Origin of the sequence: Rheinheimera sp., assembly GCF_036782235.1 — a bacterium.
Taxonomy (GTDB): Bacteria; Pseudomonadota; Gammaproteobacteria; order Enterobacterales; family Alteromonadaceae; genus Pararheinheimera.
Map to the genome: position 1 here is coordinate 98,581 of NZ_DAIPZL010000012.1, position 23,904 is coordinate 122,484.

Consider the following 23,904-nt stretch of genomic DNA (forward strand, 5'->3'; position numbering starts at 1 on the left):
CAGATTTTTTTAGTCATTTTTTTTGCGGTTAAGCGTCAGTTCAGATTCATATAATTTGAAGGCGTTTTAATCAGGCTTAAAAATTAAAAGGCAAACTGTGCCGAAAGGTCAGGACGCAAAGCCTCCGGTCTAAGGGATCTGCTAGGATCCTATTGATAGCGGGGTTGCATTAGTAAGCAGCATCTTTGAGGTGATCTGTTGGTTTTCATTCTGAAATCAATGGCTTACCTGTCAAAGTAAGTTGGTATTCCGGATGTAGTTCCGGATATTGCTACTTGCTCCTGCGCGTTGCTTTTAATTTGTTATTGGTTTGTTGCCGGCAGTTGTTGCCCGTTGCAATTGATAAAGATTTAAAGGACGGCAATATTGTGATTGATCTTCTGATGAGCCTCTGGCTCGCGCCAGCTGTAATCCATGCTGACCAGCAGTATGTGCCTGCTATGGATCAATCCCATTGGCAAATCAGTGGCGACCAGTTTTTGTGCCGTATGTCTCAATCTCTGGGAGCTATGGCCACTCTGGCTTTTACCAAAGAACCCGGACGTCAGATTGAGATGCAACTGCAGCTGGACGCCGTGCATCTGGAATTACAGGATGTGCAGGGTCAGGTGGTAACAGCTGGCTGGCAGCCGGTTCAGACTGCGCCTGCAGTGCGTTTTTCCCCTTCTTTTACCTCGGCCAGATTGGCCCGTTTTACCGAACAGGTTCCGCTGATCATGCAGCAGCTACAGCAGGGTTACTGGCTGAAACTGAGTCTGGATCTGCCAGGTCAAGCCATTGATCTCACAGTGCCCAATCTGAAGTTTGAACCTGCTTTACAGCAATTTCAGGCTTGTATCGCTGGTTTGTTGCCGCTGCGTTGGGAACAGGCGCGGGAATATCAGGTGATTTATCCCTCAGGTGAACGTCTGGCGGATGCCGACAGTCTGGCTTACCTGCGTTTGCTCGCTAGTTACATCCAACAAGATAAAAAAGTCCGGAAAATTCTGATAGATGGCCACAGCGACGATGCGCCAACCAGCTTGGCTAACAGGGTATTGTCGGAAGAACGCGCCGATGAAGTGGCGTCCCGGCTAATCGAATTTGGTGTGAATAAACAAAAAATAGAAATCCGCGCTCACGGTAACAGATATCCCCAGGCCGTTGGCCATGGTGGGCCTAAACACAACAGACGGGTGATGATCCGTCTGATCCGTACCCCAGCTTAAGGACAGACAGCACATGAACATGAAACATTTATTGTGGATTGAGCCATGCAGGCCGGTCACGGAAGTGCAGCAGTGTATCAAAACCGAAGGTTATCAGTTGCAGCATGCCGCGGATTTAACCGGTTTACTTAATTGCTGCAGCCAGCAATCCCCCGAAATTGTGGCCCTGGCAACTGAACTGCCACAAATGCAAATGCCGGATTTGGTGTTTCTGCTGAAAAAACGTTATCCGTCCTGTCAGATTATTGTGCTAGTTGATAAAACCCAACATCAGCAGGCCGCACAAAGTCTGAATAACGGTGCCATCGATTATTTATTAAAACCGTTTAATACCAAACAGTTACAGAATATTTTACGCAACGTCGCTTCGATGAGCCTGGGCTTAAAAGAGTTGGTGGCTGTGTCGGCCGGCAGTCGTCAGGTGTTGCAACTGGCAAACCGCGCAGCACAAACCGACGCTACTGTGCTGCTGCATGGGGAGTCCGGTACCGGCAAAGAAAAACTGGCACGTTACATTCACAATGTGTCACCGCGCCGCGACAAACCTTATGTTGCAGTGAACTGTGCTGCTATTCCGGAAAACATGCTGGAAGCCATGTTATTTGGTTATAACAAAGGTGCTTTTACCGGTGCGGTCAGCCAGCAGATCGGTAAGTTTGAAAGCGCCAATGGCGGCACGCTGGTGCTGGATGAAATCTCCGAACTGCCACTGGCTCTGCAAGCCAAATTATTAAGGGTACTGCAGGAGCGTGAGCTGGAACGCCTTGGCAGCAATCAGAAAATTAAACTGGACCTTCGTATTATTACGGCCAGCAACAAAGACTTACGCTTATTGGTAGAGCAGGGGTTATTTCGCGAAGACCTGTTTTACCGCCTCGATGTTCTGCCCCTCAGCTGGCCGGCTTTGCGTGAACGCAAAGACGACATTATTCCGCTGGCTGAGTTTTTTATTCAAAAGTATGCCGATGGTAAATATCTGCTTAGCAAGGAAGCCAAACAGTTACTGCTGCAATACAACTGGCCCGGCAATGTGCGTGAACTGGAAAACGTGGTGCAGCGGGCACTGGTGATGGCAAGGGGGATTGAAGTTCAGGCCATTGATTTAAACCTGCCACTGCAGTCAAAAGCGGTTGAGGTGGTCGCTGGAAACAACTTAAAACGCAGCAAAAAGAATGCTGAGTTTGATTACATTCTTGGGGTGCTGAGCCAATGCAAAGGCCATCGCGCCAAGGCAGCGCAAGCGCTGGGCGTCAGTACCAGAGCACTGAGATATAAACTGGCTGCCATGCGTGAGCATGGTGTTGATATTGATGCAGTGGCCTGAAACAGAAAAGGAAATCCGATGATGACTCCAATTGATACCCAACAAAGTTTACTTGCTCAGTTTGCCGATCTGAAACAGATCGCCAGCAATGAAGTGATTGCGCCTTCTTCAGTGCAGGACAGCAGTTTTGCCACTGACTTTACCCATGTGATCCGGGGCATTAATGCCGAACAAAATGCTGCTTCTGAGTTAATGGCGGCGGTAGACTCAGGTCGAAGTGATGACTTGGTCGGCGCTATGGTGGCTAGCCAGAAAGCGTCGCTCAGTTTTGAAATGCTGTTGCAGATGCGCAACAAGGTCATGAACGGTATCGATGACATTATGCGTATGTCGTTATAAGGCAGTAAACGATGAAAACAGAACTTGCAAAAGCAGCGCCGCCGCCAACAGATAATAGGTTGCGTGAGCGTGTGATTAATATGTCTAACAAAATCAACTGGTTGCCTCAGGGTGATAAAAGCCTTGCGTCCATTGCGTTGTTAGCCACTCTGGTGGCCGCCACCATAGTAGTAATTTTGTGGACTTCCGCCAAAAACTATGTGCCTTTGTATGGTAGTCAGGAACATTATGACAAGGCCGGTATTGTTGAAATCCTCGATAAAGAGCAATTTCCGTTTCGGATAGACACCGACAGCGGCAATATTATGGTGCCGCAAGACCGGTTGGCTGATGCACGTATTACCCTGGCTGCGCGTGGCATTAAAGCCGCAATGCCGGAAGGTTTGTCGGCAATGAACGGCAAGGTCACCATGGGCACCAGTCAGTTTATGGAGTCTATGCAGTACCAGCACGCGCTGGAAGGCGAACTGGCCCGCACCATTATTACGATGGATGGTGTGCGGAACGCCAGGGTGCATCTGGCCATTCCCAAACGCAATCTGTTTGTGGGTCGCGCCGAAGAAAAATCAGCTGCTTCAGTGATGGTCGACCTGGCTCCCGGTTATACGCTGAAGCCTGAACAGGTGGAGGCTATTGTCAGTCTGGTGGCCGGCAGTATTCCGGGTCTGGACAGCCGGCAGATCTCGGTGGTGGATCAACGCGGCAAGCTGGTCAGTGGTGATTTGTTTGACACTACTCCTGTTGGCAAAGAAACCGATAAAAAACTCGCTTTTATTGAAAAAGTGGAGCGCAATATTGAAGAAAGAGCGTCCATTATGCTGCTGCCCATTGTCGGTGAGGGCAATTACCGTATTCAGGTGTCAGCCGATGTTGATTTTAACGTGGTGGAAGAAACCCGCGAGTCGCTGGATAAAGACACTGTCCTGACGTCTGAAATGCAAAAAACCGATTCGATGCAGGATCAGCTGGCGATGGGGATACCTGGTTCTTTGGCTAATCAGCCACCGGTACCAAACCCGCAGGATCCGAATGCACAACAGGCCGACGCCAACGAGCGCACCTCACAGCGTAACGAAATGAATAAAAAGTATGACACCGGCAAAGCCGTGACTCATACCCGTTATGAAATTGGCCGCATCCGCAGTCAGAGTGTGTCTGTGCTGGTCAATGACACTGCTGTAGCCGGTGCTGAAGCAAAAAGCTGGACGCCGGAACAACTGGCGCAGCTGGGTGAAATGGTCAAAACAGCCACAGGTTTTAATGCAGAGCGGGGTGATCAGTTCCATATCAGCAGTTTTGGGTTTGTGAAATACGACCCTGCAGCAGAGCTTGAAGCTGTGCCTTGGTGGCAACTTCCTGAAGTAAAAGAATATGCCCGCTATGCGGTAGGGGCATTGTTGGGTCTGGCACTGATTATTTTTGGTGTACGGCCACTGGTGAATCACCTGGTCAGCCGGAAAAACCGTGAGCTGGTGCCGGCACAGGCTTTTGGCCCGGCCATGGCTGGCACCCCAATGCATGACAATGCAGCAGCGGCAGAGCCTGCAGTGCTGGAAAACCAGGCTGCTGCAGCCCCGGGTCATACAGCCTCTCAACATCAGGCAGCGCATGTTCACCCTATCGATCTGCCGCAGGTGGGTTCTGAATTTGCAGAACAAATCAGTCACTTACATTTACTTGCGAATCGTGAGTCTGACCGGGTCACGGCAGTTATTAAGTATTGGATAGAACGAGGAGTGGCCATTGAATCCGTCAAGAGCTGAACCAGCCAAGCAGATTTCTGACCTCGACAGGGCTGCCATCCTGCTGCTGAGCATGGGAGAAGAAAATGCTGCCGGCATTATTAAGAAACTCAGTCGTAACGAAGTGCGTGCTTTGTCTGAGCGCATGGCAAAAATTTCGCACTTTACCCAGGATCATGTGGCGCAGATCCTGACTGACTTTTTTGACTGTTACCGCAATGAAAGCGGCGTCAGTGGTGCCTCCAGAGTGTATCTGGAACGCGCGCTCGATAAAGCTGTTGGCCGTAAACTGGCGCGCGGCATGCTGGATGATATTTATGGCGGCGCTTTAGCCGATGATATCCGCCGGCTTGAGTGGGTGCCTGCCGACTTGCTGGTGCGTTTTATGGAGCAGGAACATATCCAGATGCAGGCGCTGATCCTGGCGTTTTTGCCGGCTGAGCAAGCCAGCGCTGTGTTAAGCCTGTACCCGGCGGAAAAACACGACGACATTTTGTACCGTATCGCCAATATGCGGGAAGTCAGCGAACACGTCATTGAAGACTTACGCTACACCCTGGAACGTTGTATCGAATATGTCGGCGAACAGGTAGGTGCCAGAGTCAATGGTGTACAAAAAGTTGCCGACATAATGAACCGTTACAGCGGGAACAAAACCGAAGTGATGGCGCTGTTGAAACAACATGATCAGGCCATGGCCGAGGCTATCGAAGATAAGATGTATGACTTCTTCAGTATCAGCCGCCAGAGTGAAGATGTGATCAATACCCTGCTGACCGATATTCCGGATGAATTATGGGTGACAGCGCTTAAAGGTGCTGACCAGGCACTAACAGACAGTATTTTGTCGGTATTACCCAAACGGCTGGCAGCTGTGTACCGGCAGCAGATTGAAACGATGAAACCGCAGCCGGTGCGTAAAGTGGAAGCGGCCAGAGCAGAAATTATGGCCATCGTCAAACAACGTATTGCCGGCGGCTGGACTGAATATCGGTTGTATCCTGAAGAAACGGTGGGTTAATTATGCAAAGCACAGCGCAGGATCTTGAATTTCGTTTTCCATCGTTACAACGTCATGACGGTGTGGTCGAGTTTAAACACCCGAACGAACATTATTATCAGCAAGGTTATATCGCAGGCATAGCGGCAGCGCAGCAACAAGCCTACGAGCGGGGCATGCAGCAGGGGCAGCAGAATGCCGAAGCCAAACTCAGTGCTGAGTTAAAGCAGGCCAGCGCTGAAGCTGCCGCCAGGCAACAAGCGGCATTGGACCTGTTAAGCCAGCAATTTCAGCAACAATTGCGGCTCAATGATGCCCAGCTGGCGCAGGAAATTCTGTTGCTGGTGCAAAGTCTGGCATCTCTGGTGATAGAGGCTGAACTCAAATTACAACCGGCCTTATTACATCAGGCCATCGACACTTTGTTGCCTGAGCTTGGTAAAACCGATCAGATTGATTCTATTCAGATTTCCCCCCAGGATGCGCCGTTATTTGACGGTATTAATCAAATTCAGAATATTCCTTTGTTGCAGGAACCGCAGTTGGCGCCGGGCGAAGTGTTTTTTAACGGCCGGGCGCAGTTACATCAGCTGGATTATCAGCACAGGTTACAACAGGCGCTGCAACCGGTTCGGGACAGCTTGATGCATGAAACATTCTGAGCATTTTAGCCAACGCCTGGCACAGGCCAGAACCCAGCTCAGCCCGCCTGATGCAGTGCAGAGTTTTGGCCGGCTGCTCAGACTCAATGGCATGATGCTGAGCGCCTCAGGTGGCGATTTTGTGATGGGACAAAGGTATCAGGTTGAGAGCCAGAACGGCCATTGGTACGACGTTGAAGTTGTTGGTTTTGAACCCGATCATGCCTTTTTAATGCCACTGAGCACAGTCGAAGGTTTGCAGGCCGGGGCCAGGGTCAGGGCAGCGCCTCAGGCCAATCAGCTGTTGGTCTCAACGGCTTTACTTGGCCGGGTGGTCGATGGTCTGATGCAACCGCTGGATGGCCTGCCACCGCTGCGCCACGGAGACACCATCAGCGCCAGTCTGGCGGCGGTGAATCCACTGCAAAAAAAAGGCGTGCTGCAGCCACTTGATGTTGGCATTCGTGCCATTAATGCATTATTTAGCGTGGGGCAGGGGCAAAGACTTGGTCTTTTTGCAGGCTCCGGGGTCGGTAAAAGTAAGCTGCTGGGCATGATGACGAGGTACACCCAGGCCGATATTGTGATCGTCGGTTTAATTGGCGAGCGTGGCTGGGAAGTCAAAGATTTTATTGAACACAGTTTAGGGCCACAGGGCTTAAAAAAAGCCATAGTAGTGGCGGCACCGGCCGACCAATCGCCGTTATTAAGGTTGCGTGCGGCCGAGCTGAGTCACCGTCTGGCCGCTTATTTTCGCGATTTGGGTTTTCATGTGTTGCTGCTGGTGGATTCACTGACCCGTTACGCTCAGGCGCAACGTGAAATTGGTTTGTCGGTGGGCGAACCTCCGGCCACTAAGGGTTATCCGCCTTCTGTGTTCAGCAAGCTAACACAACTTGTTGAAAAAGCGGGAAACAGTGCCGACAGTGCCGGCAGTATGACTGCCATTTATACAGTGCTGGCGGAAGGGGACGATCAGCAGGATCCGATAGCAGACGCCTGTCGTGCCATTCTGGATGGTCATATAGTGTTAACCCGTGAGCTGGCCGAGCAGGGTCATTACCCGGCCATTGATATTGGCGCTTCTATCAGCAGGGTGATGCCGCAAATAGTGCCGGAAACCCAGCTGAAACATGCGTATTTATTAAAGCGTTTATATGCCCGTTACCAGCAGGTGCGCGAGCTTATTCCGCTTGGTGCTTATCAGCGAGGTAAAGATCCGGAGCTGGATGTTGCTGTGGATATGTACCCGGCGCTGGAAAAGTTTTTATGTCAGGGGCTGTCTGAAGCCCATAATTTTCAGCAATCGCAAACTGAGCTGGCGCAGCTGCTAAGGCCAAAACATGCTTAAAACCTATGCCCAGATGCAAAAAGATAAACTCAGAACCATGAATGAAAGGGTTAGGGATTTGTCCAGGTTGCAGCAGCAGGAGCTTGATCGCCTGACGTTATTGCAGCAGCACAGTGACTCTATTCACCCGCCGCAAAACGCCAGTTCAGTGTTGTTTTATCAAAATGCGGTGGCGATGAAAGCGTCGGTAGAGCAGGTGATTGAAGTGCAAACCCAGAGGGTTGTGAACACAGCTCATGATCTGCACCAGCAGCAGGATGCCGCCGCGAAACAGCGCGCCTATTATCTGGCGCTGAACACTTTGCTGGAAAAACGTAAACCGGCCAAAAGCCGCGAGGATTAACACAAGCTGAGCCCGTTGTCGTGGTGCTGGTCTTGCAGCAGTAGCTGCACCAAAACGTCAGTTCAGTTGTGCATTGTGCCTGGTGGTTGTGTTGGGGCGACAGACTGAAGACTGCTGCTTAGCACAAGCTGTTGCTTTGACACCGATAATGCCAAATCCTGCTGCAAAATTTGTTCAAGTGCGGCTAAATCCAGAATATTGTCCACGCAAACCCAGCAATTACGTTCTTTGTGTTTGCCCAGATATAAAGCGGCATCAGCAAGTTGCACCAGATGATGCCAGTCCATCTGCACCACATCATTTTTTGCTTGCGGATACACCACGGCACCTATAGTACAGGACACCGTCAGCGGGTTTTGATTGGTCAGCGCAAAGGGCTGGCTATTGACCACAGTGCGGATGCGCTCGGCAATATGGTGATGATCGGTTTTTTGTTCCAGCCTCGCTACCAGCAAAAACTCTTCGCCGCCCCAGCGGATCAGCATATCGGTTTCACGAATGGCTTGTTTGATACGGCGGGCAAATTCAACCAGCACTTCATCACCGGCATCATGGCCGTAGTTATCATTAATTTTTTTAAAGTGGTCGATATCCAACAGGTAAAAGGCAATGGTGTGACCCGTGTCATCCTGTTGCGAGCGCCGGACATAGTTCAGTTCCCGCTGAATATTTTGTTCAAAATAACGTCTGTTATGTAGACCGGTCAGGCCATCGAGCACACTGAGTGATTCATATTGTTTGGCCAGTTTGCGGTTTTGCCGAAGCTGAATGGTGATCACCAGCAGCACCAGCAATAAAATAGCGATGGCTGCTGCAGTCAGCATCATCTGGCTTTGGTGTTGTTCCTGCTCGGCTTTTTTTAAGGATTGTTCTTTTTCCAGCAGTTGGGTTTTTAATTCTGACTCCAGCTGCAACCGGCTCAGTTCGGCATGGGAGGCCGATTGGGTGGCACTTTGTTTCAGCTGGGCTTCCAGTTTGCTGCTGAATAACTGATGCAGTTTTTCCAGCCCCACTAAACGCCAGTCTGCTGTGTCCAGTTTTGCCATACGTTTATACAGATCCAGACTGACTTCCAGCGGAGTTTGTTCACCCAGTTGCTGGCAGGGCTGAAGTGCCGCCTGACGGCTTAGTTTCAGTTGCACCAGTTGCTGATAACAGTCGAGATAATCTGTGTTCACTTCAGTACTTCTGGCGGCTTGTACCGAAGCGCTGAGCAACTGTTGTGCCCGCTCAGATTGTTGCAGTTCGGCGGCAGCCAGCGCAGAAAATACCAGGGATGAACGGCGTAACTCCTTATTATCCGGAGGAACCCGGTCAAACCAATCTAGAGCCTGTTGATAGTCATGCAGGTGCAGTGCATAAGCCACGCCAATGTTGTGGTGGGTTAAGGCCAGAATTTCGTCGGCATAAGCGGTCGCAGCCGGCTGCTGTTGTTTTAAGTTTTCTAGACGGCCGATGGTTTCCTGCTGTAACTGCACACCTTTTCGCACATACGCCTCATCACCATGCATCACATACAAAGCTGCAGTGTTCAGCATCACATCATTCAGTGCTTCTGGGCTGGCCTGCTTGGCCAATGACAGCGCTAGTTCGTAACTGCGAAAAGCGCTGGCAATATCACCTTGACTGGACTGTTTCCAGGCAACGCCCGATAAAATTTGTGTTGCCAAATCCATATTTTTTGCAGCAATGGCATCATCATACAGTTGCATAAGCTGGCGAATACTGTCGTCGTAGCTGTTATTGTCACTGGCGGCACAGATATAACGGTATTGCAGGTCGAATTTTGCCGGTTTTGTTTGCTGGCACACCAGCTGTAATTTGTCATTGGCGTAATTGGAAAAATGCTCAAAGCCCATTTCGCTGCTGAGCTGGTAAATGCGGGCGGCGGAATCAGCGGTTTTCAGCTGTTGCTCCAGCCAGTCCAGCCGTTGTGGGTATGACAGCTTTTGATATTCAGCCGGAAAGGCCGGTTGTTGCTTCAGCTCGTCCGCACTGAAGGCGGTTTCGGAGGCAGCAGTCGCAGGCTGTATCAGCAGGGTGACCAGGGCTGAAACCACAAGCGACAATACAGTGAACTTTCGCAGATTTTTTATAATCAACATCTGGCCTTTTTAGTGTCAAAAGTTTCAGAAATTGTGGCAAAAGCAATACCAACGGCGCTGGCATCACATGGCGTAAAGAACGGGTGTTACCATAGTGTGGCTACGGTACCGGTCTATTATTTTTGCGCCTGCACTGAGCAAGGTTTTACTGCTGATTCTGCCGGATGTGACAATAATCATGTTGTAACACAATCAGTTATAGCTGCTTATCAGAGCGGGAGCCAGTGTTTTTGGAGAGAATGTAGGGACAAAACCAAACTAAAGTGGTTAACGCTGATCCATCTGCAGCTGTGGGTACTGAGTTTTATCATCCAGCCCCAGCAGTTTTTGCATCAGACCACGCTGATAGGCCAGCAGCTCGCCGTTTTTCTGATTCAGCTGCTGACAAATTTGGGTGTGCTGCTGCACTTTATCAAACAATTGCCGGCTGGGATTCCGTACTTTTTCCGGCAGCATCGCCAGTAAAGTTTCGATACCTTGCTCGGATAAAGGTAATTGCATTTGTTGCATGGCGTTTTGCCGCTCTGTGGCATTCAGTTGTAATTTGGTCAGCAACTGCTGCGCCTGTTGATTCAGCTGTTCCAGCTGCTCGCTTTGGCGCAAACTCATTAAAATATACTGTTGTTGCAATACTTTACCCAGTTCAGCCAGCAGTTCAGTGTCCTGCTGTAAACCGGCGATCACCACTTTCAGCGCTTGCTGGTTCATTTTCTGTGAAAGTCCAGAATGGCCTGAGCCAGATTGTCTTCGTCCATCGATAACTGCCCATTGGCCAGTGCGACTTTAATTTGCGCTACTTTATCGAAGTCAACTTCACCATGTTGTGCCAGAGTATTAAACGCCTGTTGTATTGCCTGAGTGGTACTGCTGATTTCACTTTGTTGCACGTAACTTGCAGGTTGCGACGTTTTTTGTGTCACCTGCTGTATTTGCTGCTCGGTTTTTGGTACCGGCTGAATTTGTTTCGACTGGTCTATCTTGATCATGTTGCCTACCACGCGCTAAAAGCTAAATCTGCTGTTAAGCATAATCAGCGACCAACAGCCGCTGAAACTTTAATGTGATTTAAAAATAGTTTGTACCCTGGCTTCTGCCACTACCTCAGCTTCAATCACCACACCGGACGACAGGTTCTGCACCTTAATCCGTTGTCCGAGCTGGCCATCTTCCAACGCCACCCCTTTAGTACTGGCGGCAAAACCGCCGCTTTGCACAGTGATCAGTACATGGTTGCCTTTTTCGACCAGCAGTTGTGCTGTGAGATGTTGCCTGCTCAGCACTTGCCCCGCCGCAATACGGCGTTTGACCTGCAGTCCAAGCAGCGCCTCGGGGTTAAGTTCAACACCCAGTTTACTTTGTTCCAGCTCAGTCAGGCGGGTGCTCAGCATATCGGCGCTCAGCACTTCGTCCCGCTGAATTTGCCGGCTGGCCACCACCACTGGCAACCAGACCCGCACTTTGGCGGTGGCCCGGCTTTGCCAGCTTTTTTGATCACGGCATTCCACACTATAGCTGGTGCGGCCCCAGGGCGCCTGTTGTGCATTGCTGCGGCTGATCATGAGTTTGTTGCAGGCTGGCTTTTTCTGCAGTGCAGGCGGTAACGACAATTCGATTTGCTGTTGAACTTGCCCTGTAGCACCCAGCTGCCTGGCAAAACGCTGCACTTCAGCGCTGATATGACTTCTGATTTGTTGTTCGGTACTGGCGTGTAGCTGCCACGGCAGCGCCAGAAGGAGGAAAAATAACCACTTCCACAGCGGAAGCAATGCTTCCGTTTTACTGATTTGCTGCGGCAACCCGATGTGGTAACTCATTCAATCATAGAGCCTTTTGATAGTGGCACAAAGCTTGTAAATCAGCCTCAGCTGCTGCGGTTTATTACAGGGTACACAGATGGACATATTTCACAAAGCTTTAGGCGTACATCCATTTTCGCTGCAATTACGCCTGGACAGAGCGGAGATTATCTCAGGCAATCTGGCCAATGTCGACACACCTGGTTTTCTGGCGCGGGATCTGGATTACACCAGTATTTTGCAGCAGGTGGAAAGCAACCTGAAATTTGGTGAAGGCCCTGTGCTGACCCGCGCTGATGTAAAAGCTGAGCACAAGTACCGCATTCCATTTCAACCCTCTGCGGATGGCAATACATCTGAGCTCAGTGTAGAGCAGGCAAATTTTGCTGCCAACAGTATGGATTTCCAGACCAGTCTGACCTTCTTAAATATGAAAATCAGCGGCTTACATAAAGCCATTAAAGGAGAATAACGATGTCATTCACCACTATTTATGACATTGGTGGCAGCGCAATGCGGGCACAGGTGATGCGGCTTGATACTGTGGCCTCGAATCTTGCCAATGCTGACACTGCGGCCTCAAGCGCCGCTGAAGCTTATAAAGCCATTAAGCCGGTATTTTCGGCTTTGTACAGTCAAGACTTTGATAACCGCAGCATGTCAGCTCAGGTGCAAACCATGGGGGTGGTGCAGTCTGACCGCACAGTTGAAAGCCGTTACGAACCCAACAGTCCTTTGGCTGATGCCGAAGGTTATGTGTTTTATTCCAACGTAAATCCGGTGGCCGAGATGGCAGACATGATGTCTGCATCCCGTGCTTTTCAAACCTCTGTCGAAGTGATGGGGCGGGTGTCTAGCATGCAGCAAAGCCTGCTGAAACTGGGCCAATAAGGAGTGTCTGATGTCTGCGATTGACAATAATTTTTCTGCCCCGCCACTGAATACCAGCAACACCATTGCCAGCAATGGCAAGCCGGATGCGGCGGCTTTATCCAGCATGTTTCTGGAATTGCTGGTGGCACAAATCAGCCATCAAAACCCGCTCAATCCAATGGACGGCACTCAGTATGTCAGTCAACTGGCTGAGTTCAGCAGTGTTGAGAGTCTGGAAAAACTGAATCTGCAGTCGCAGCAACAACTGGGTTATATGAAAAGTTTGCAGGCGCTGGAAGCTACAGCCCTGGTCGGGCAGAAAGTGGATGTTAAAGCCGACACTATGTCGCTGGAACAGCCTGGAGCTATTAGCGGTGCCGTGAATCTGGGAGCACAGGTAGACAGTGTCACGGTGCGGCTGTATGACGCCGGCGGCAAGCTGGTTGATGAAATTAAACTGCAGAACCCAACCATAGGCACTTTACGTTTTAGCTTCCCTGAGCAGCAGGCCGGTGCTTATCAGGTACAGGCCGAAGTGGCGGTGAATAACAACAAACAGCAGATCGCCACTTATCTGACCAATGAAGTGGAGCGGGTGTCGGTAGGCGCTGGCCCGGATGACATCATTCTGCAGGTGAACGGTTTAGGTAATCATTACCTCTTTGATATTAATCAGTTGTCGAAGGCAACAAAAAGTTAAAAGGATCAGATATGTCTATGTTTAACATTGGCCTCAGTGGTCTGTCTTCGACCCAGAAGGCGCTGGAAGTCACCAGTAACAACATCGCCAACGCCAGCACAGCAGGTTACAAAACAGCCAGCACCGAGTTTTCGGCGCTTTACAACGGCGGTCAGCGCAGCGGTGTTAAAGTGGCCGCCACCAACGAAAACTTTGAAAAAGCCGGCGGTCTGGTCAGTACAGGACAGAGCCTGGATTTGGCCATTACCGGCAAAGGTTTTTTTGTTGTAAAAGAGAATGGCCGGCTGGCATTTACCCAGGCAGGACAATTTGGCTTGGATGCTAATCGCCATATAGTGACCAACAATGGCAATAAACTACAAGGTTTCGGTATTGATGGAAACGGCAACCTGGTGCCGGGCATTCTGACTGATTTAAAAGTGGAAGCAGCTAATATACCAGCCAAAGCCACCGGAAATATTGCTTTTTCTCTGAACCTGAATTCAGCCAGCAATGTGATTCCTTACCCTGTTGCCCCTGCAGCTTTTGACCCTGCAGACGGCACCTCTTTTAACTATTCCCAATCAACAGAAGTGTTTGATTCGTTGGGCAATAGCCACACTCTGACGCAGTATTTTAACCACACAGGTGTCAATACCTGGCAGGTGCTTTATTACATTGACGGCAAGCCATTACCGGCAGCTGATATTAATCCACCAGCCGGTGCAGTGGTCAGCAGCGTTGAGGCCACAGACGATGCTGGTGTGATTACCACAGCAACAGCCTTAACCATCACCTTTAATACCGACGGTCAGTTAGAACCTATGGGAACCTTACCGGCACCACCTTTGGTTCCTGCAGATAACAACGTTAACGACCCTTACAACGTGCGTGAGCTGACGCTGGATTTTGCACCGGCCGGTGCTTCTGTGATGGCAATTAAACTGGATATGGTGAAATCGTCCCAGTTTGGCAGCGCTTTTGGTTTGTATGAAAACAATTCAGACGGTTACACCTCAGGTGAGTTTACCGGTGTGGCAGTGGCCGAAGATGGCAAGGTACTGGCCACTTTCTCCAATGGTGAATCCAAGTTGCAGGGGCAAATTGCTTTGGCAAATTTTGCCAATCCGCAGGGGCTGGAATCGGGCAATAACACAGTGTGGTATGCCAGTGAAGCTTCAGGTGCTGCCATTATTGGTGCGCCGTCCGAAGGTAGTTTTGGCGGTATTCTGGCCGGCTCCTTTATGGGCTCAAATGTCGATATCAGCGCCCAGCTGGTTGATTTAATGTCGTTCCAGCAAAGTTATCAGGCCAACGCTAAAACCATCAGCACCGCTGATGAAATGATGCAAATTTTGTTTAACGCAGTGTGAGGACTAAAGCATGGAACGTCTGATCCACACCGCAGTGTCCGGCGCCGAACTGGCCCAGACCGCACTGCGCATTACCGCCAACAACCTGGCCAACATCAATACCGTTGGTTTTAAAGCGGATATGGAACAAGCCAGGGCCATGCAAATTACCGGTGAAGGTTTTCGCACCAGATTTCAGGCTCAGCTGATGCCGGTGGCAACCGATCTTGCAGCCGGTGCCGTGATGGAAACAGGCCGGGATCTGGATATCACCGTCAGTGACAAGGGTTTTATTGCGGTGCAGGACGCCGACGGTAATGAAGCTTATACCAGAGCCGGCGAGCTGCAGGTGGCCTCTGATGGCAGCCTGATGGTGCATGGTTACAGAGTACAGGGCGGTGGTGGCGCCATAGTGTTGCCTGAATTTGGCGACATCGATATCAGCGCCGACGGCACCATTAATTTGCTGCCGGTAGGTGGTGGTGTCATTGAGCAAGATGAGCGCATCAAACTGGTGAGTGCCAATAACGTGGTGCTGGTCAAAGGTGACGATGGTTTGTTCCGTGCTCAGGATGGTAATCCGTTGGATGCCGACCCGGCTGTGACAGTGCGCAGTGGTGCGCTGGAAGGCTCAAACGTCAATGCCGTAGAGCAGATGGTCAATACCATGAATATCAGCAGGCAGTTCGAGCTGAACATCCAGATGATGAAAGCAGCCGACGAACTGGCGGTGTCCGGCAACAAACTGATCAGCGCTTAAGCAACAGGAATTAATTGTATGAATTCAGCATTATGGGTAAGCAAAACAGGTTTGGCAGCGCAGGACATGCGGATGACCACCATCTCCAACAACCTGGCCAACGTCAACACAGTTGGTTTTAAAAAAGACCGGGTGGTGTTTGAAGATTTGTTTTATCAGGTACAGCGTCAGCCAGGTACCCAGGCCGATGAAGTGAATCAGGTGCCGGCCGGTATTCAGCTGGGGACAGGTGTGCGGGTGAATGGCACGCAAAAAGTCTTTACCGAAGGCAGTTTTGAAACCACCAATAATCAGCTTGACGTGGCTATTGCAGGTCAGGGTTTTTTCCAGGTGGAAAGTCCGGACGGTGAGCTGTTGTATTCACGCAATGGCCAGTTTCATGTGAATGCCGATGGTTTAATCACCAATGCCAATGGGTTACCGCTGGCACAAAACATCACTATTCCACCTGAAGCCACCAAAGTGACTATTGGTAGTGACGGCACAGTGTCGGCGCAGGTGGCGGGTCAGGATCAGTTGCTGGAACTTGGTCAGATCCTGACGGTAAGTTTTGTTAATCCGGCGGGTCTGGAAGCGCTGGGGGGCAATTTATACCGTGCAACTGCCGGTTCTGGTGAAGCACTGGAAGGGGTGCCAGGTGAAGATGCTTTTGGTCAGCTGCAACAGTACACAGTGGAAGGCTCAAACGTCAGCGTGGTGGACGAAATGGTCAATATGATTGCGGTGCAGCGCGCTTATGAAATGAATGCCAAAGTGGTGTCTGCCGCCGACCAGATGCTGAACTTTGTCACTCAAAGTATGTAACTGAGGATTTTATGATGAAACAGGCTGCATCTTTGCTGTTGTTATTGCTGCTGAGTGCCTGCAGCAGTAAACCCGACAGTCCGCTGGCGGATGAAGAGGACTGGGAGCGCACTGCAACACCACTGGTGACGCAGGAAGCGCAGCCTGCCAGTGCCGGCAGTCTGTACACAGAATCTTATATGTTCACCCTGTTTGCCGACAAAAGGGCGTACCGGGTGGGCGATATTCTGACAGTGCAGCTGGATGAGCGCACTCAGTCAAGCAAAAGTGCCGATACTGCGCTGGACAGAAACACCAACTTGAACCTTGGGGTGCCGCTGGCTGGTAATGCCAATGTGTCGGATTTGTCACTGCGCATCAATAATAGTCAGAATTTTGAAGGCGAAAGCAGTGCCAGCCAGCAGAATTTTTTACGTGGTGCCATTACGGTGCGGGTGATGGATGTAGCGGCCAACGGTGCTTTAACCATCCGTGGTGAAAAATGGATCAAACTGAATCACGGTGATGAATATATCCGGCTGCAAGGTGTGGTGCGCCCAGAAGATATTGATGTGACAAACCGTATTTCGTCACAACGTATTGCCGATGCCCGCATCAGTTACGCCGGCAAAGGCACGCTGGCCGATGCAGCGGAAGAAGGCTGGCTCAGCAAGTTGTTTTCCACTTACCTTAACCTGTTTTAGCGAGAGTGCAGATGCGTATTTTATCGCTGTTGATCCTTGGTTATTGCTGCCTGAGTGCTGCCGCTTATGCCGGCAGCCGGCCTTTACTGGATATTGTGGATATTCAGGGTGTACGCGACAACCAGCTGGTGGGATATGGTCTGGTGGTTGGTTTGCCGGGCTCAGGTGACAAAGCACAGGTGAAGTTTGCCGCTCAGTCGCTGAACAATATGCTGAAACAGTTTGGCGTTCAGCTCGATGAAAGCACCTTGCCCAAATCCAAAAACGTGGCGGCAGTAGCGGTACAGGCCACTTTGCCACCTATGGCAAGTCCGGGTCAGGCCATTGATGTCACTATTATGTCGCTTGGTGATGCCAAAAGTTTGCATGGTGGCAGTTTAATGCTGACGCCGCTGCGGGGTGTGGACGGCAAAGTGTACGCGCTGGCGCAGGGGAATCTGGTGGTGGGCGGTATTAATGCCGAAGGTAAAAATGGCTCTTCTGTGACAGTCAATGTGCCAACAGCAGGCATTATTCCGGGCGGCGCTATTATTGAGCGCAGTGTGGAAAGCCTGGAGCAGAACGGTGATTTGGTGCTGAATCTGAAAAAGCCCAACTATAAAACAGCGCGTAATGTGGTAACCGCTATTAACAGCACTTTTGGCCCTCAGGTCGCCAGAGCGGAAAACTGGTCTAAGCTGGTTATTAGTGCGCCCCGTGATGCCGACAGTCGTAATACTTTTATGGCGATGTTACAGGATTTAGTGGTGGAAGAAGGGGCGCAGCGGCCCAGAGTGGTCTTTAACAGCCGTAGCGGTACTGTGGTGATCAGTGATGAAGTGAGGGTAAAAAGAGCGGCCGTCAGTCATGGCAATCTCACCATCACTATCAGTGAACAGGAAGGGGCCATTCAGCCCTTGCCCTTCAGTCAGGGACGAACAGTACCAACCCAGAGCAGTGGTGTAGATGTCAGCCAACAAACCGCCAATATGATGGTGTGGCCTGAAGGCACCTCGCTCGACACTATAGTTCAGGCAGTAAACAGCATGGGGGCAACCCCGGCCGAACTGATGTCCATCTTACTGGCGCTGGATAAAGCCGGCGCCCTTGATGCTGATGTGGTGGTGATCTGATGCAACGAATCGACAATTCCCAACAGTTGGCTTTTGACCCGCAACAAGTCACTCAGGTACAGAAAAACCTGACGGAAGAGCAGTCGCTCGTGCAGGTTGCCGAGCAATTTGAAACTTTGTTTTTGCAGATGGTGCTGAAAAATATGCGCTCAGCCAGCGATGCAATCGCGGGTGAGGACGGTATGTTCAGCAGCCACGAACAACAAATGTTCCGTGATATGCACGACAGTCAGATGGCACAACAGATGGCTGCGAACAGCCAGACCGGCCTTGCCGAGCAGATAGTGCGGCAGTTCTCGGCGCAGCAAAATAATACCCTCGTCGACAACACCGAAAATTTTTCACCTCCGGTATTAAAGTTACCGCCGGAAACGGTCGCTGAACAACAGTATCAGGACTATAGCGTTATGTCGGGTTCAATGGCGCTGAGTCAGCCGTTACAAAGGCCGGTGGTCTTTAAAGAGAATAATGAATGAGCATGTTATATAACGGGGTATCCGGTTTAAACGCCTCCAGTGCTGGTTTACAGATTGTCAGCCAGAACGTGGCCAATGCCAAAGTGGCGGGTTATAGCCGGCAAACCGTTATTCTGCAAACCAATGATGGCGCTCTGAATGGCGTAAAAATAACCAAAATTGAACGGATAGTGGATGGTTTTCTCAACGACGATATCTGGCGCACCAAATCAGATTTAAGTTATTACGAAAGTTATCAGGACTATCTGGGTTACCTCGAAGAAGTGCTGGGCACTGACTCCCTGAACCTGAATGACGCTGTTGCCAAACTGAATTCTGCTTTTAATGCCGCTTTATCATCGCCCGAATCACCGGCCTATCGTCAGCAGGTGATTTCGTCGGCCAGCGCCATGGTGCAAAACTTACAGCAGCTCAACGGCGCTTTAACAGGCCAAGTGGAAAAACTTGGTTTTGAACTGACAGCGCTGGCGGGCAATACCAATACAGTTCTGGCGGATATCGCTGAATTAAATGAAAAAATAGCCAAAGCCACTGCGCTTGGCCATGACACTTCGGTACTGATGGACAACCGTGAGCAGGCCATTATTGAGTTATCCGGTTATATCCAGGTGGATGTCACCAACCAGGCCGATGGCAGTGTACATATCACCACGCTAAACGGCTCGCCGCTGATTATGGCGGGTAAAGCGGCAACCCTAAGTGTGGCAGGCACTGATGTGACCCTTAAATTTAATAATCAAACCTTCTCCATTCCGACCGGGGTGGGTGGCAGTTTAGGTGGTTTGTTAAAAGTAAATGCCGAGGTGCTGGAACCAAGCCGGCTTGAACTGAGTACACTGGTGTCTGGGATTGCCGATGCAGTAAATACATCGCTTTCTGAAGGTTTTGATTTAAATGGCAATGCCGGCGCGCCGCTTTTTGTGTACAACGCGGCCGACCCTTTAGGCTCTATCGCAGTCAATACGGCGCTGACCGTTGATCAACTGGCGTTCCGTGGCCGGGTACCTGATGGTTTTGGCGGCTGGTTGCCGGCGGGTGGCAAAGGCGATAACAGCAACCTGATTAATATTATTGATTCCATGAAAGGCGTGGCCGGCGGTTATGACACCCTGATCGGCAAGCTGGCCATTCAGAGCAAACAAGTACAGTCGAGTATTAAAACCTCGGTGGTGCTGCACGACAAAGCCATTGCGGCCAGAGCCAGTGTCAGCGGGGTGAACCTGGACGAAGAAGCGGCAAACCTGACCTACTACCGGCAGCTTTACGAAGCAAATGCCAAGGTAATTAGTACGGCAGATCAAATGTTTATGACTTTAATGGCGATGTTCTGAGGATAATACAATGCGGATCAGCAGCAGCCAGTTTCATGACAGCACCATCCGGAATATTCAGGACAGCAGTGCCAAATACAGTCAGCTGTCGGTGCAGATGGCCACCAACAAAAGGATCACCCGGCCATCAGACGATCCGCTGGGCAGTGTGCTGGTACTGCGGCTAAATTCTGAACTGACGTCGCTGGCACAATATGGCCAGAACATGGAGCTGGTCACCTACACATTAAGGCAACAGGAAACCCAGCTCAGCAGTATTAATAACCTGTTGTTTTCATTGCAGGAGCTGACAACAGCAGCGGCGGATGCTTCTTATGGTGAAGCTGAGTTAAAGGCGATGGGCAACGAAATGGCGGTATTAATGCCGGGTATTGTTGACTTACTCAACGCCAAAGACGGCAACGGCAACTATTTGTTTGCCGGCAGTGAAATTGACAAACAACCTTTTATCACGGACTTAGCCGGTACCTATTCCTATCAGGGCGACGCACTGGTGCGTAAAGTGTCGGTGGCAGAAAATACCCTGGTAGACGCTAATATTGTGGGCAGCGACTTAGTGCCGGGCGCCACCTTTTTAAATGATTTAAAAGATTACGTGGCTTTATTACAGGCGCCTCCGGCCGCAGGTGTTGGCACAGAATCGCGCGATATGATGGTAAAACTGACCGAAGTGCTGGCCAATACCACCAGCGCCATCACTAAAATTGGTGGTATTGTCAGTTCACTGGAAGCACTGGAATTTACCAACAGTGATATTTCACTTTTTACCGAAAATTTGCGTAATGATTTGTCGGTGGTGCATTATCCGTCCGCTTATATTGAAATGAATAATGCACTGGCGGCTTATGAGTCGACACTGAAGGTTTACAGCTCAGTGTCACAACTGAGTTTGTTCCGCCAGCTTTAAAGCAGGGGCTTTATGTTAGTTGATAGTCTGAAACAAAGTAGCTCACTTGCCAGTAGCATCACCGGTGCTGCTGCAAAGGCTGCTGCCGCTGCGACAGATAACAAACAGACTGTTCTGCCGCAAAATCCCAAGTTACAGCAACAACTGAATACCCTGAGCCAGTGGAGTGTAAATGCCGATGTGTCGCGCCAGCTGGCAAAAAATCAGCAGGCTGAACAGCAGCTCAGGCAGCTTTACCAGCAACTTGAGCAGTTAAAAAAACAACTACACCAGGCACAATCGGCCGAACAAAGATTACAAATCATGGCGCAAATGGAGCAAATGGAAGCGCAGCTCAAACATAAAGACAGCGCCATTAATAAAAATTTTGAGTTGGCCAATCAGCCCGGACAACAAGTAAGCCGCCAGCTTAATAACAAAATTGATTTATTAAGCCCGCGCAAACAAGCCGAACGTTTGCAAATCAACCTGGCCGATGGCAGTAAAGTGCAGCTGAATTTTCCGGCGAACCAAAGCCAGGACAGCAATCTGGACAGCATAAAAACTGCGTTTGCGCCGCTGCAAATTGACGTGCGCCAGCAGCATAACCAGCTCATATTCAGTGCCCCTGCTAGTCAGAGCAGTAAACTCAACCAGCCATGGCAGCTGCAGGGTGAGGGCATTCGTATTGCCGCCGGTAATCCGGTGACTGTGAAGCTGCAGGAAGCACCGGGCACTTTAAGCACCCTGGCGCAGCTGTCACAACAGGTTGAAAACCAGCAGGTTTATCAAAGCGAAATTAAAATTGCCCAGCAAAAAATCCAGCAGGTGCTGCGTCAGGTACAGGCAGAACGCCAAATGCTGGTGGCCAAACTGAACAGCCTGCGTCTGGCCGGCGCCCGCCAAACCGAAGACGACGTTTATGTCGTCAGCCAGGAATTAAAACAACAGATGCAAATGGGCGCCGCCTCATCCATGTCCGCCATTATGGCGCAAGGCAACGTCACCCGCGGTTTGGTTGAGTTTGCTTTGGCGCAGTAGGTCAACGCTGTTAAAAACGCAGATTTAATCCCCTCTCTATAATTGCCATTCTGATTGCTGCCATATTATTTCCAAATCTGCTGGAACAGTCTGGTTCGCTTTGTAGTTTCTCCATTGCGTAACTAGTTGATAATTGGTACAACACAGACTGGTTATTTCTTCATATATTTGAGGCGTTGTTGAACAAAACGCTGGATATTTACCATCAGGGGGCTGCCTTATATGCCAAGCAATATGATGCGCTGAACTTTACGCAGGTGCATCAAAGCTGGCAGCCATATTGGCCTGACAAGGGATTAGTGTTAGATATTGGCGCCGGCAGTGGACGTGATGCCTTGTGGCTGGCAGAGCAAGGCTGCCAGGTTATTGCCGTAGAACCTGCGCCCGATTTGCTGCGTATTGGTCAGATAAACACAGCTGAGAAAGTCCAATGGCTCAGCGACAGCATCCCAGATCTCAAAGCCTGTTATCAGCTTAATCTGCAATTTAATACGATCCTGCTCAGCGCTGTTTGGATGCATATAGTCCCCTCTGAGCGCGCAAGAGCCTTCCGGAAGATTGCCAATTTGCTGGCACCTGGTGGGCGTTTTGTATTAAGTCTGCGCTATGGCGAATTTGCCGATGGCAGAGTGTCGTTTCCGGTCAGCGTGGATGAAGTTGCAGCACTGGCCAGGCAGTTTGGTCTGGTACTGTGTTTTGTCAGTGAGCTGACAGCCGACAGCGCAGGCCGAGCAGATGTGCAATGGCAGACATTGGTACTGGAACTGCCGGATGATGGCAGTGCTAGCCTGAGCAGAATTCGCCATATAGTGCTGAACGACAGTAAATCATCAACTTATAAACTGGCGTTGCTGCGCACACTGGTGCGAATTGCAGATGCACATCCGGGCGCAGTGCTCGACCGGCAAGACGGTAAAGTAGTCATTTCACTTGGTTTGGTCGCGCTTTATTGGATCCGTCTTTTTAAACGTCTGGTTGATAACAACATTCAACAAAATTCAGACCCGGCCAAAGGGCTTGGTTTTGTGACCGAGCGGGGGTGGTTGGCACTAAAACATCTGACCGCTGATGATTTTGCGGTGGGAATGTTGTTCACCGGTCCTGACGCTGAAGCGTTGCAAAACCTATTCAGCGATACGCTAAAAACCATAAAAGAAGGCCCTGTGACCTACATCTGGCAAGGGCAAAAAGACAACCGCCTCTTCCAAATGCAGCGTGATAAAACCACAAAGCGCGATATGGTGCTGCTGGACAGAGCTTTTCTGGAAAGTTATGGCCGGTTTGAACTTAGCGAATCGATGTGGGACTGTTTCCGGTTATACGGCTGCTGGATTGAACCTTTGTTGGTGCAGCAGTGGGTTAGTGAAATGCAGAAGTATGAACTGAACCGGCAACAGGGTCTGACACTGGATACTTATCATCATCACTTGCGCTGGCTGGACAGGCAACACGATACCGGCTTTGTCAGGAAAAAAGTCGAATCGCTGCGCAGTGCCGGTGAGGACGTTTACAGCGTGTGGAGCGGTAAACCGCTATACAGCTACGACATCGACCATTGTATGCCGTTTAGTTATTGGCCCAACAACGACTTATGGAACCTGCTACCCGCCAGCAGCGCCGAAAACCGGCAAAAAAGTGACCGTTTACCCAGCCAATCCCGGCTACACGCCTCGCGCAGCCAAATCACCGACTGGTGGCAACAAGCCTGGCGCAGCAAAGCAGAACAAAACAGATTTTTTGTTGAAGCCGCACTATCCCTGCCTAATATTGCCAATAACTGCACTGATTTTGATGTTGTATTTGAAGCGCTGCAGTTTCAATCGGCACGGATTCGGCAACGATTGCAGGTGGCGGAGTGGTAGTGAAAAACCTTACCCGACCGCCAATTTAGCTGTCTCGTGCCACATAAAATCGGGCATTGGATTGTGGAGTTGCCAGACGATATTCATCGGTTGTGATCCGGTGTGACTTACATAGTCGACTTCGCCAAAGTTGACGAAACCTGAATCGCCACTAATTTCCTAGACACCTTTCAGTTAGATAAACTAACTCAAAGAG

25 protein-coding genes and 1 riboswitch are annotated in these 23,904 nt (G+C 50.3%); of the genes, 21 read left to right on the top strand and 4 right to left on the bottom strand.

All coding sequences use genetic code 11. The annotated features are described in order from the left end of the window. The first annotated feature begins 79 nt into the window (after positions 1–79). Positions 80–172, top strand: a riboswitch (cyclic di-GMP riboswitch). A gap of 268 nt (positions 173–440) precedes the next feature. The 8 genes from V7P87_RS13275 (at position 441) to V7P87_RS13310 (ending at position 7,948) form a co-directional block, all read left to right on the top strand. Next, complete coding sequence (locus V7P87_RS13275) at positions 441–1,208, top strand: MotY family protein (RefSeq protein ID WP_333797862.1); 768 nt, start codon at positions 441–443, stop codon at positions 1,206–1,208. A gap of 13 nt (positions 1,209–1,221) precedes the next feature. Further along, entirely contained in the window at positions 1,222–2,532 is a 1,311-nt protein-coding gene (locus V7P87_RS13280; protein ID WP_333797863.1) for a sigma-54-dependent transcriptional regulator, read from the top strand. 18 nt (positions 2,533–2,550) lie between these two features. Continuing rightward, positions 2,551–2,871, top strand: coding sequence for a flagellar hook-basal body complex protein FliE (locus V7P87_RS13285; protein WP_333797864.1), 321 nt, complete (start codon positions 2,551–2,553; stop codon positions 2,869–2,871). Positions 2,872–2,951: 80 nt separating this feature from the next. Then, on the top strand, positions 2,952–4,634 hold the full coding sequence (gene fliF, locus V7P87_RS13290; protein WP_333797865.1) for a flagellar basal-body MS-ring/collar protein FliF: 1,683 nt from the start codon (positions 2,952–2,954) through the stop codon (positions 4,632–4,634). Further along, entirely contained in the window at positions 4,615–5,634 is a 1,020-nt protein-coding gene (locus V7P87_RS13295) for a FliG C-terminal domain-containing protein (protein ID WP_333797866.1), read from the top strand. Before fliF ends, V7P87_RS13295 begins: the two co-directional genes overlap by 20 nt. Before the next feature lie 2 nt (positions 5,635–5,636). Then, on the top strand, positions 5,637–6,275 hold the full coding sequence (locus V7P87_RS13300; protein ID WP_333797867.1) for a FliH/SctL family protein: 639 nt from the start codon (positions 5,637–5,639) through the stop codon (positions 6,273–6,275). Then, complete coding sequence (locus V7P87_RS13305) at positions 6,262–7,605, top strand: FliI/YscN family ATPase (protein ID WP_333797868.1); 1,344 nt, start codon at positions 6,262–6,264, stop codon at positions 7,603–7,605. Before V7P87_RS13300 ends, V7P87_RS13305 begins: the two co-directional genes overlap by 14 nt. Next, on the top strand, positions 7,598–7,948 hold the full coding sequence (locus V7P87_RS13310; RefSeq protein ID WP_333797869.1) for a hypothetical protein: 351 nt from the start codon (positions 7,598–7,600) through the stop codon (positions 7,946–7,948). The genes V7P87_RS13305 and V7P87_RS13310 overlap by 8 nt, the downstream gene beginning before the upstream one ends. Before the next feature lie 62 nt (positions 7,949–8,010). On the opposite strand, the gene V7P87_RS13315 is transcribed toward V7P87_RS13310, so the two are convergent. From V7P87_RS13315 to flgA, 4 genes are all read right to left on the bottom strand, one after another. Then, positions 8,011–10,053 carry a GGDEF domain-containing protein gene (locus V7P87_RS13315; protein WP_333797870.1) on the bottom strand — a complete coding sequence of 681 codons (2,043 nt, stop codon included), beginning with the start codon at positions 10,051–10,053 and terminating at the stop codon, positions 8,011–8,013. A gap of 267 nt (positions 10,054–10,320) precedes the next feature. Next, positions 10,321–10,761 carry a flagellar export chaperone FlgN gene (flgN, locus tag V7P87_RS13320; protein WP_333797871.1) on the bottom strand — a complete coding sequence of 147 codons (441 nt, stop codon included), beginning with the start codon at positions 10,759–10,761 and terminating at the stop codon, positions 10,321–10,323. Further along, the gene (gene flgM / locus V7P87_RS13325; RefSeq protein WP_333797872.1) at positions 10,758–11,039 is read right to left on the bottom strand and encodes a flagellar biosynthesis anti-sigma factor FlgM; all 282 of its coding nucleotides are present in this window, start codon (positions 11,037–11,039) and stop codon (positions 10,758–10,760) included. Before flgM ends, flgN begins: the two co-directional genes overlap by 4 nt. Before the next feature lie 69 nt (positions 11,040–11,108). Next, positions 11,109–11,867, bottom strand: coding sequence for a flagellar basal body P-ring formation chaperone FlgA (gene flgA, locus V7P87_RS13330; protein WP_333797873.1), 759 nt, complete (start codon positions 11,865–11,867; stop codon positions 11,109–11,111). A gap of 79 nt (positions 11,868–11,946) precedes the next feature. Between flgA and flgB the strand changes: the two genes are divergently transcribed. The 13 genes from flgB to V7P87_RS13395 all read left to right on the top strand — a co-directional run bounded on the left by flgB (position 11,947) and on the right by V7P87_RS13395 (position 23,708). After that, positions 11,947–12,321: a flagellar basal body rod protein FlgB gene (gene flgB / locus V7P87_RS13335; protein WP_333797874.1), complete on the top strand. Its 375-nt coding sequence runs from the start codon at positions 11,947–11,949 to the stop codon at positions 12,319–12,321. A 2-nt stretch (positions 12,322–12,323) separates the two neighbouring features. Continuing rightward, positions 12,324–12,740, top strand: coding sequence for a flagellar basal body rod protein FlgC (flgC, locus tag V7P87_RS13340; RefSeq protein ID WP_260656985.1), 417 nt, complete (start codon positions 12,324–12,326; stop codon positions 12,738–12,740). Between the two features lie 10 nt (positions 12,741–12,750). After that, positions 12,751–13,422 (top strand): flagellar hook assembly protein FlgD, encoded by a 672-nt coding sequence (locus V7P87_RS13345; RefSeq protein WP_333797875.1) that lies wholly within the window; start codon positions 12,751–12,753, stop codon positions 13,420–13,422. 11 nt (positions 13,423–13,433) lie between these two features. Continuing rightward, positions 13,434–14,774, top strand: coding sequence for a flagellar hook-basal body complex protein (locus V7P87_RS13350; RefSeq protein ID WP_333797876.1), 1,341 nt, complete (start codon positions 13,434–13,436; stop codon positions 14,772–14,774). 10 nt (positions 14,775–14,784) lie between these two features. Continuing rightward, positions 14,785–15,513: a flagellar basal body rod protein FlgF gene (locus V7P87_RS13355; protein WP_333797877.1), complete on the top strand. Its 729-nt coding sequence runs from the start codon at positions 14,785–14,787 to the stop codon at positions 15,511–15,513. An 18-nt stretch (positions 15,514–15,531) separates the two neighbouring features. Further along, positions 15,532–16,317: a flagellar basal-body rod protein FlgG gene (gene flgG, locus V7P87_RS13360; RefSeq protein WP_333797878.1), complete on the top strand. Its 786-nt coding sequence runs from the start codon at positions 15,532–15,534 to the stop codon at positions 16,315–16,317. Positions 16,318–16,331: 14 nt separating this feature from the next. Next, positions 16,332–17,000 carry a flagellar basal body L-ring protein FlgH gene (locus V7P87_RS13365; RefSeq protein ID WP_333797879.1) on the top strand — a complete coding sequence of 223 codons (669 nt, stop codon included), beginning with the start codon at positions 16,332–16,334 and terminating at the stop codon, positions 16,998–17,000. An 11-nt stretch (positions 17,001–17,011) separates the two neighbouring features. Continuing rightward, positions 17,012–18,112 carry a flagellar basal body P-ring protein FlgI gene (locus V7P87_RS13370; RefSeq protein ID WP_333797880.1) on the top strand — a complete coding sequence of 367 codons (1,101 nt, stop codon included), beginning with the start codon at positions 17,012–17,014 and terminating at the stop codon, positions 18,110–18,112. Beyond that, positions 18,112–18,588: a rod-binding protein gene (locus V7P87_RS13375; RefSeq protein ID WP_333797881.1), complete on the top strand. Its 477-nt coding sequence runs from the start codon at positions 18,112–18,114 to the stop codon at positions 18,586–18,588. Before V7P87_RS13370 ends, V7P87_RS13375 begins: the two co-directional genes overlap by 1 nt. Next, positions 18,585–19,919, top strand: a complete 1,335-nt coding sequence (gene flgK / locus V7P87_RS13380; RefSeq protein ID WP_333797882.1) for a flagellar hook-associated protein FlgK — start codon at positions 18,585–18,587, stop codon at positions 19,917–19,919. The genes V7P87_RS13375 and flgK overlap by 4 nt, the downstream gene beginning before the upstream one ends. Before the next feature lie 10 nt (positions 19,920–19,929). After that, positions 19,930–20,826 (top strand): flagellar hook-associated protein FlgL, encoded by an 897-nt coding sequence (gene flgL, locus V7P87_RS13385; protein ID WP_296294992.1) that lies wholly within the window; start codon positions 19,930–19,932, stop codon positions 20,824–20,826. 12 nt (positions 20,827–20,838) lie between these two features. Further along, the gene (locus V7P87_RS13390) at positions 20,839–21,846 is read left to right on the top strand and encodes a hypothetical protein (RefSeq protein ID WP_296294990.1); all 1,008 of its coding nucleotides are present in this window, start codon (positions 20,839–20,841) and stop codon (positions 21,844–21,846) included. Positions 21,847–22,025: 179 nt separating this feature from the next. Beyond that, positions 22,026–23,708, top strand: a complete 1,683-nt coding sequence (locus tag V7P87_RS13395; RefSeq protein ID WP_333797883.1) for a class I SAM-dependent methyltransferase — start codon at positions 22,026–22,028, stop codon at positions 23,706–23,708. The last annotated feature ends 196 nt before the right edge of the window (positions 23,709–23,904 follow it).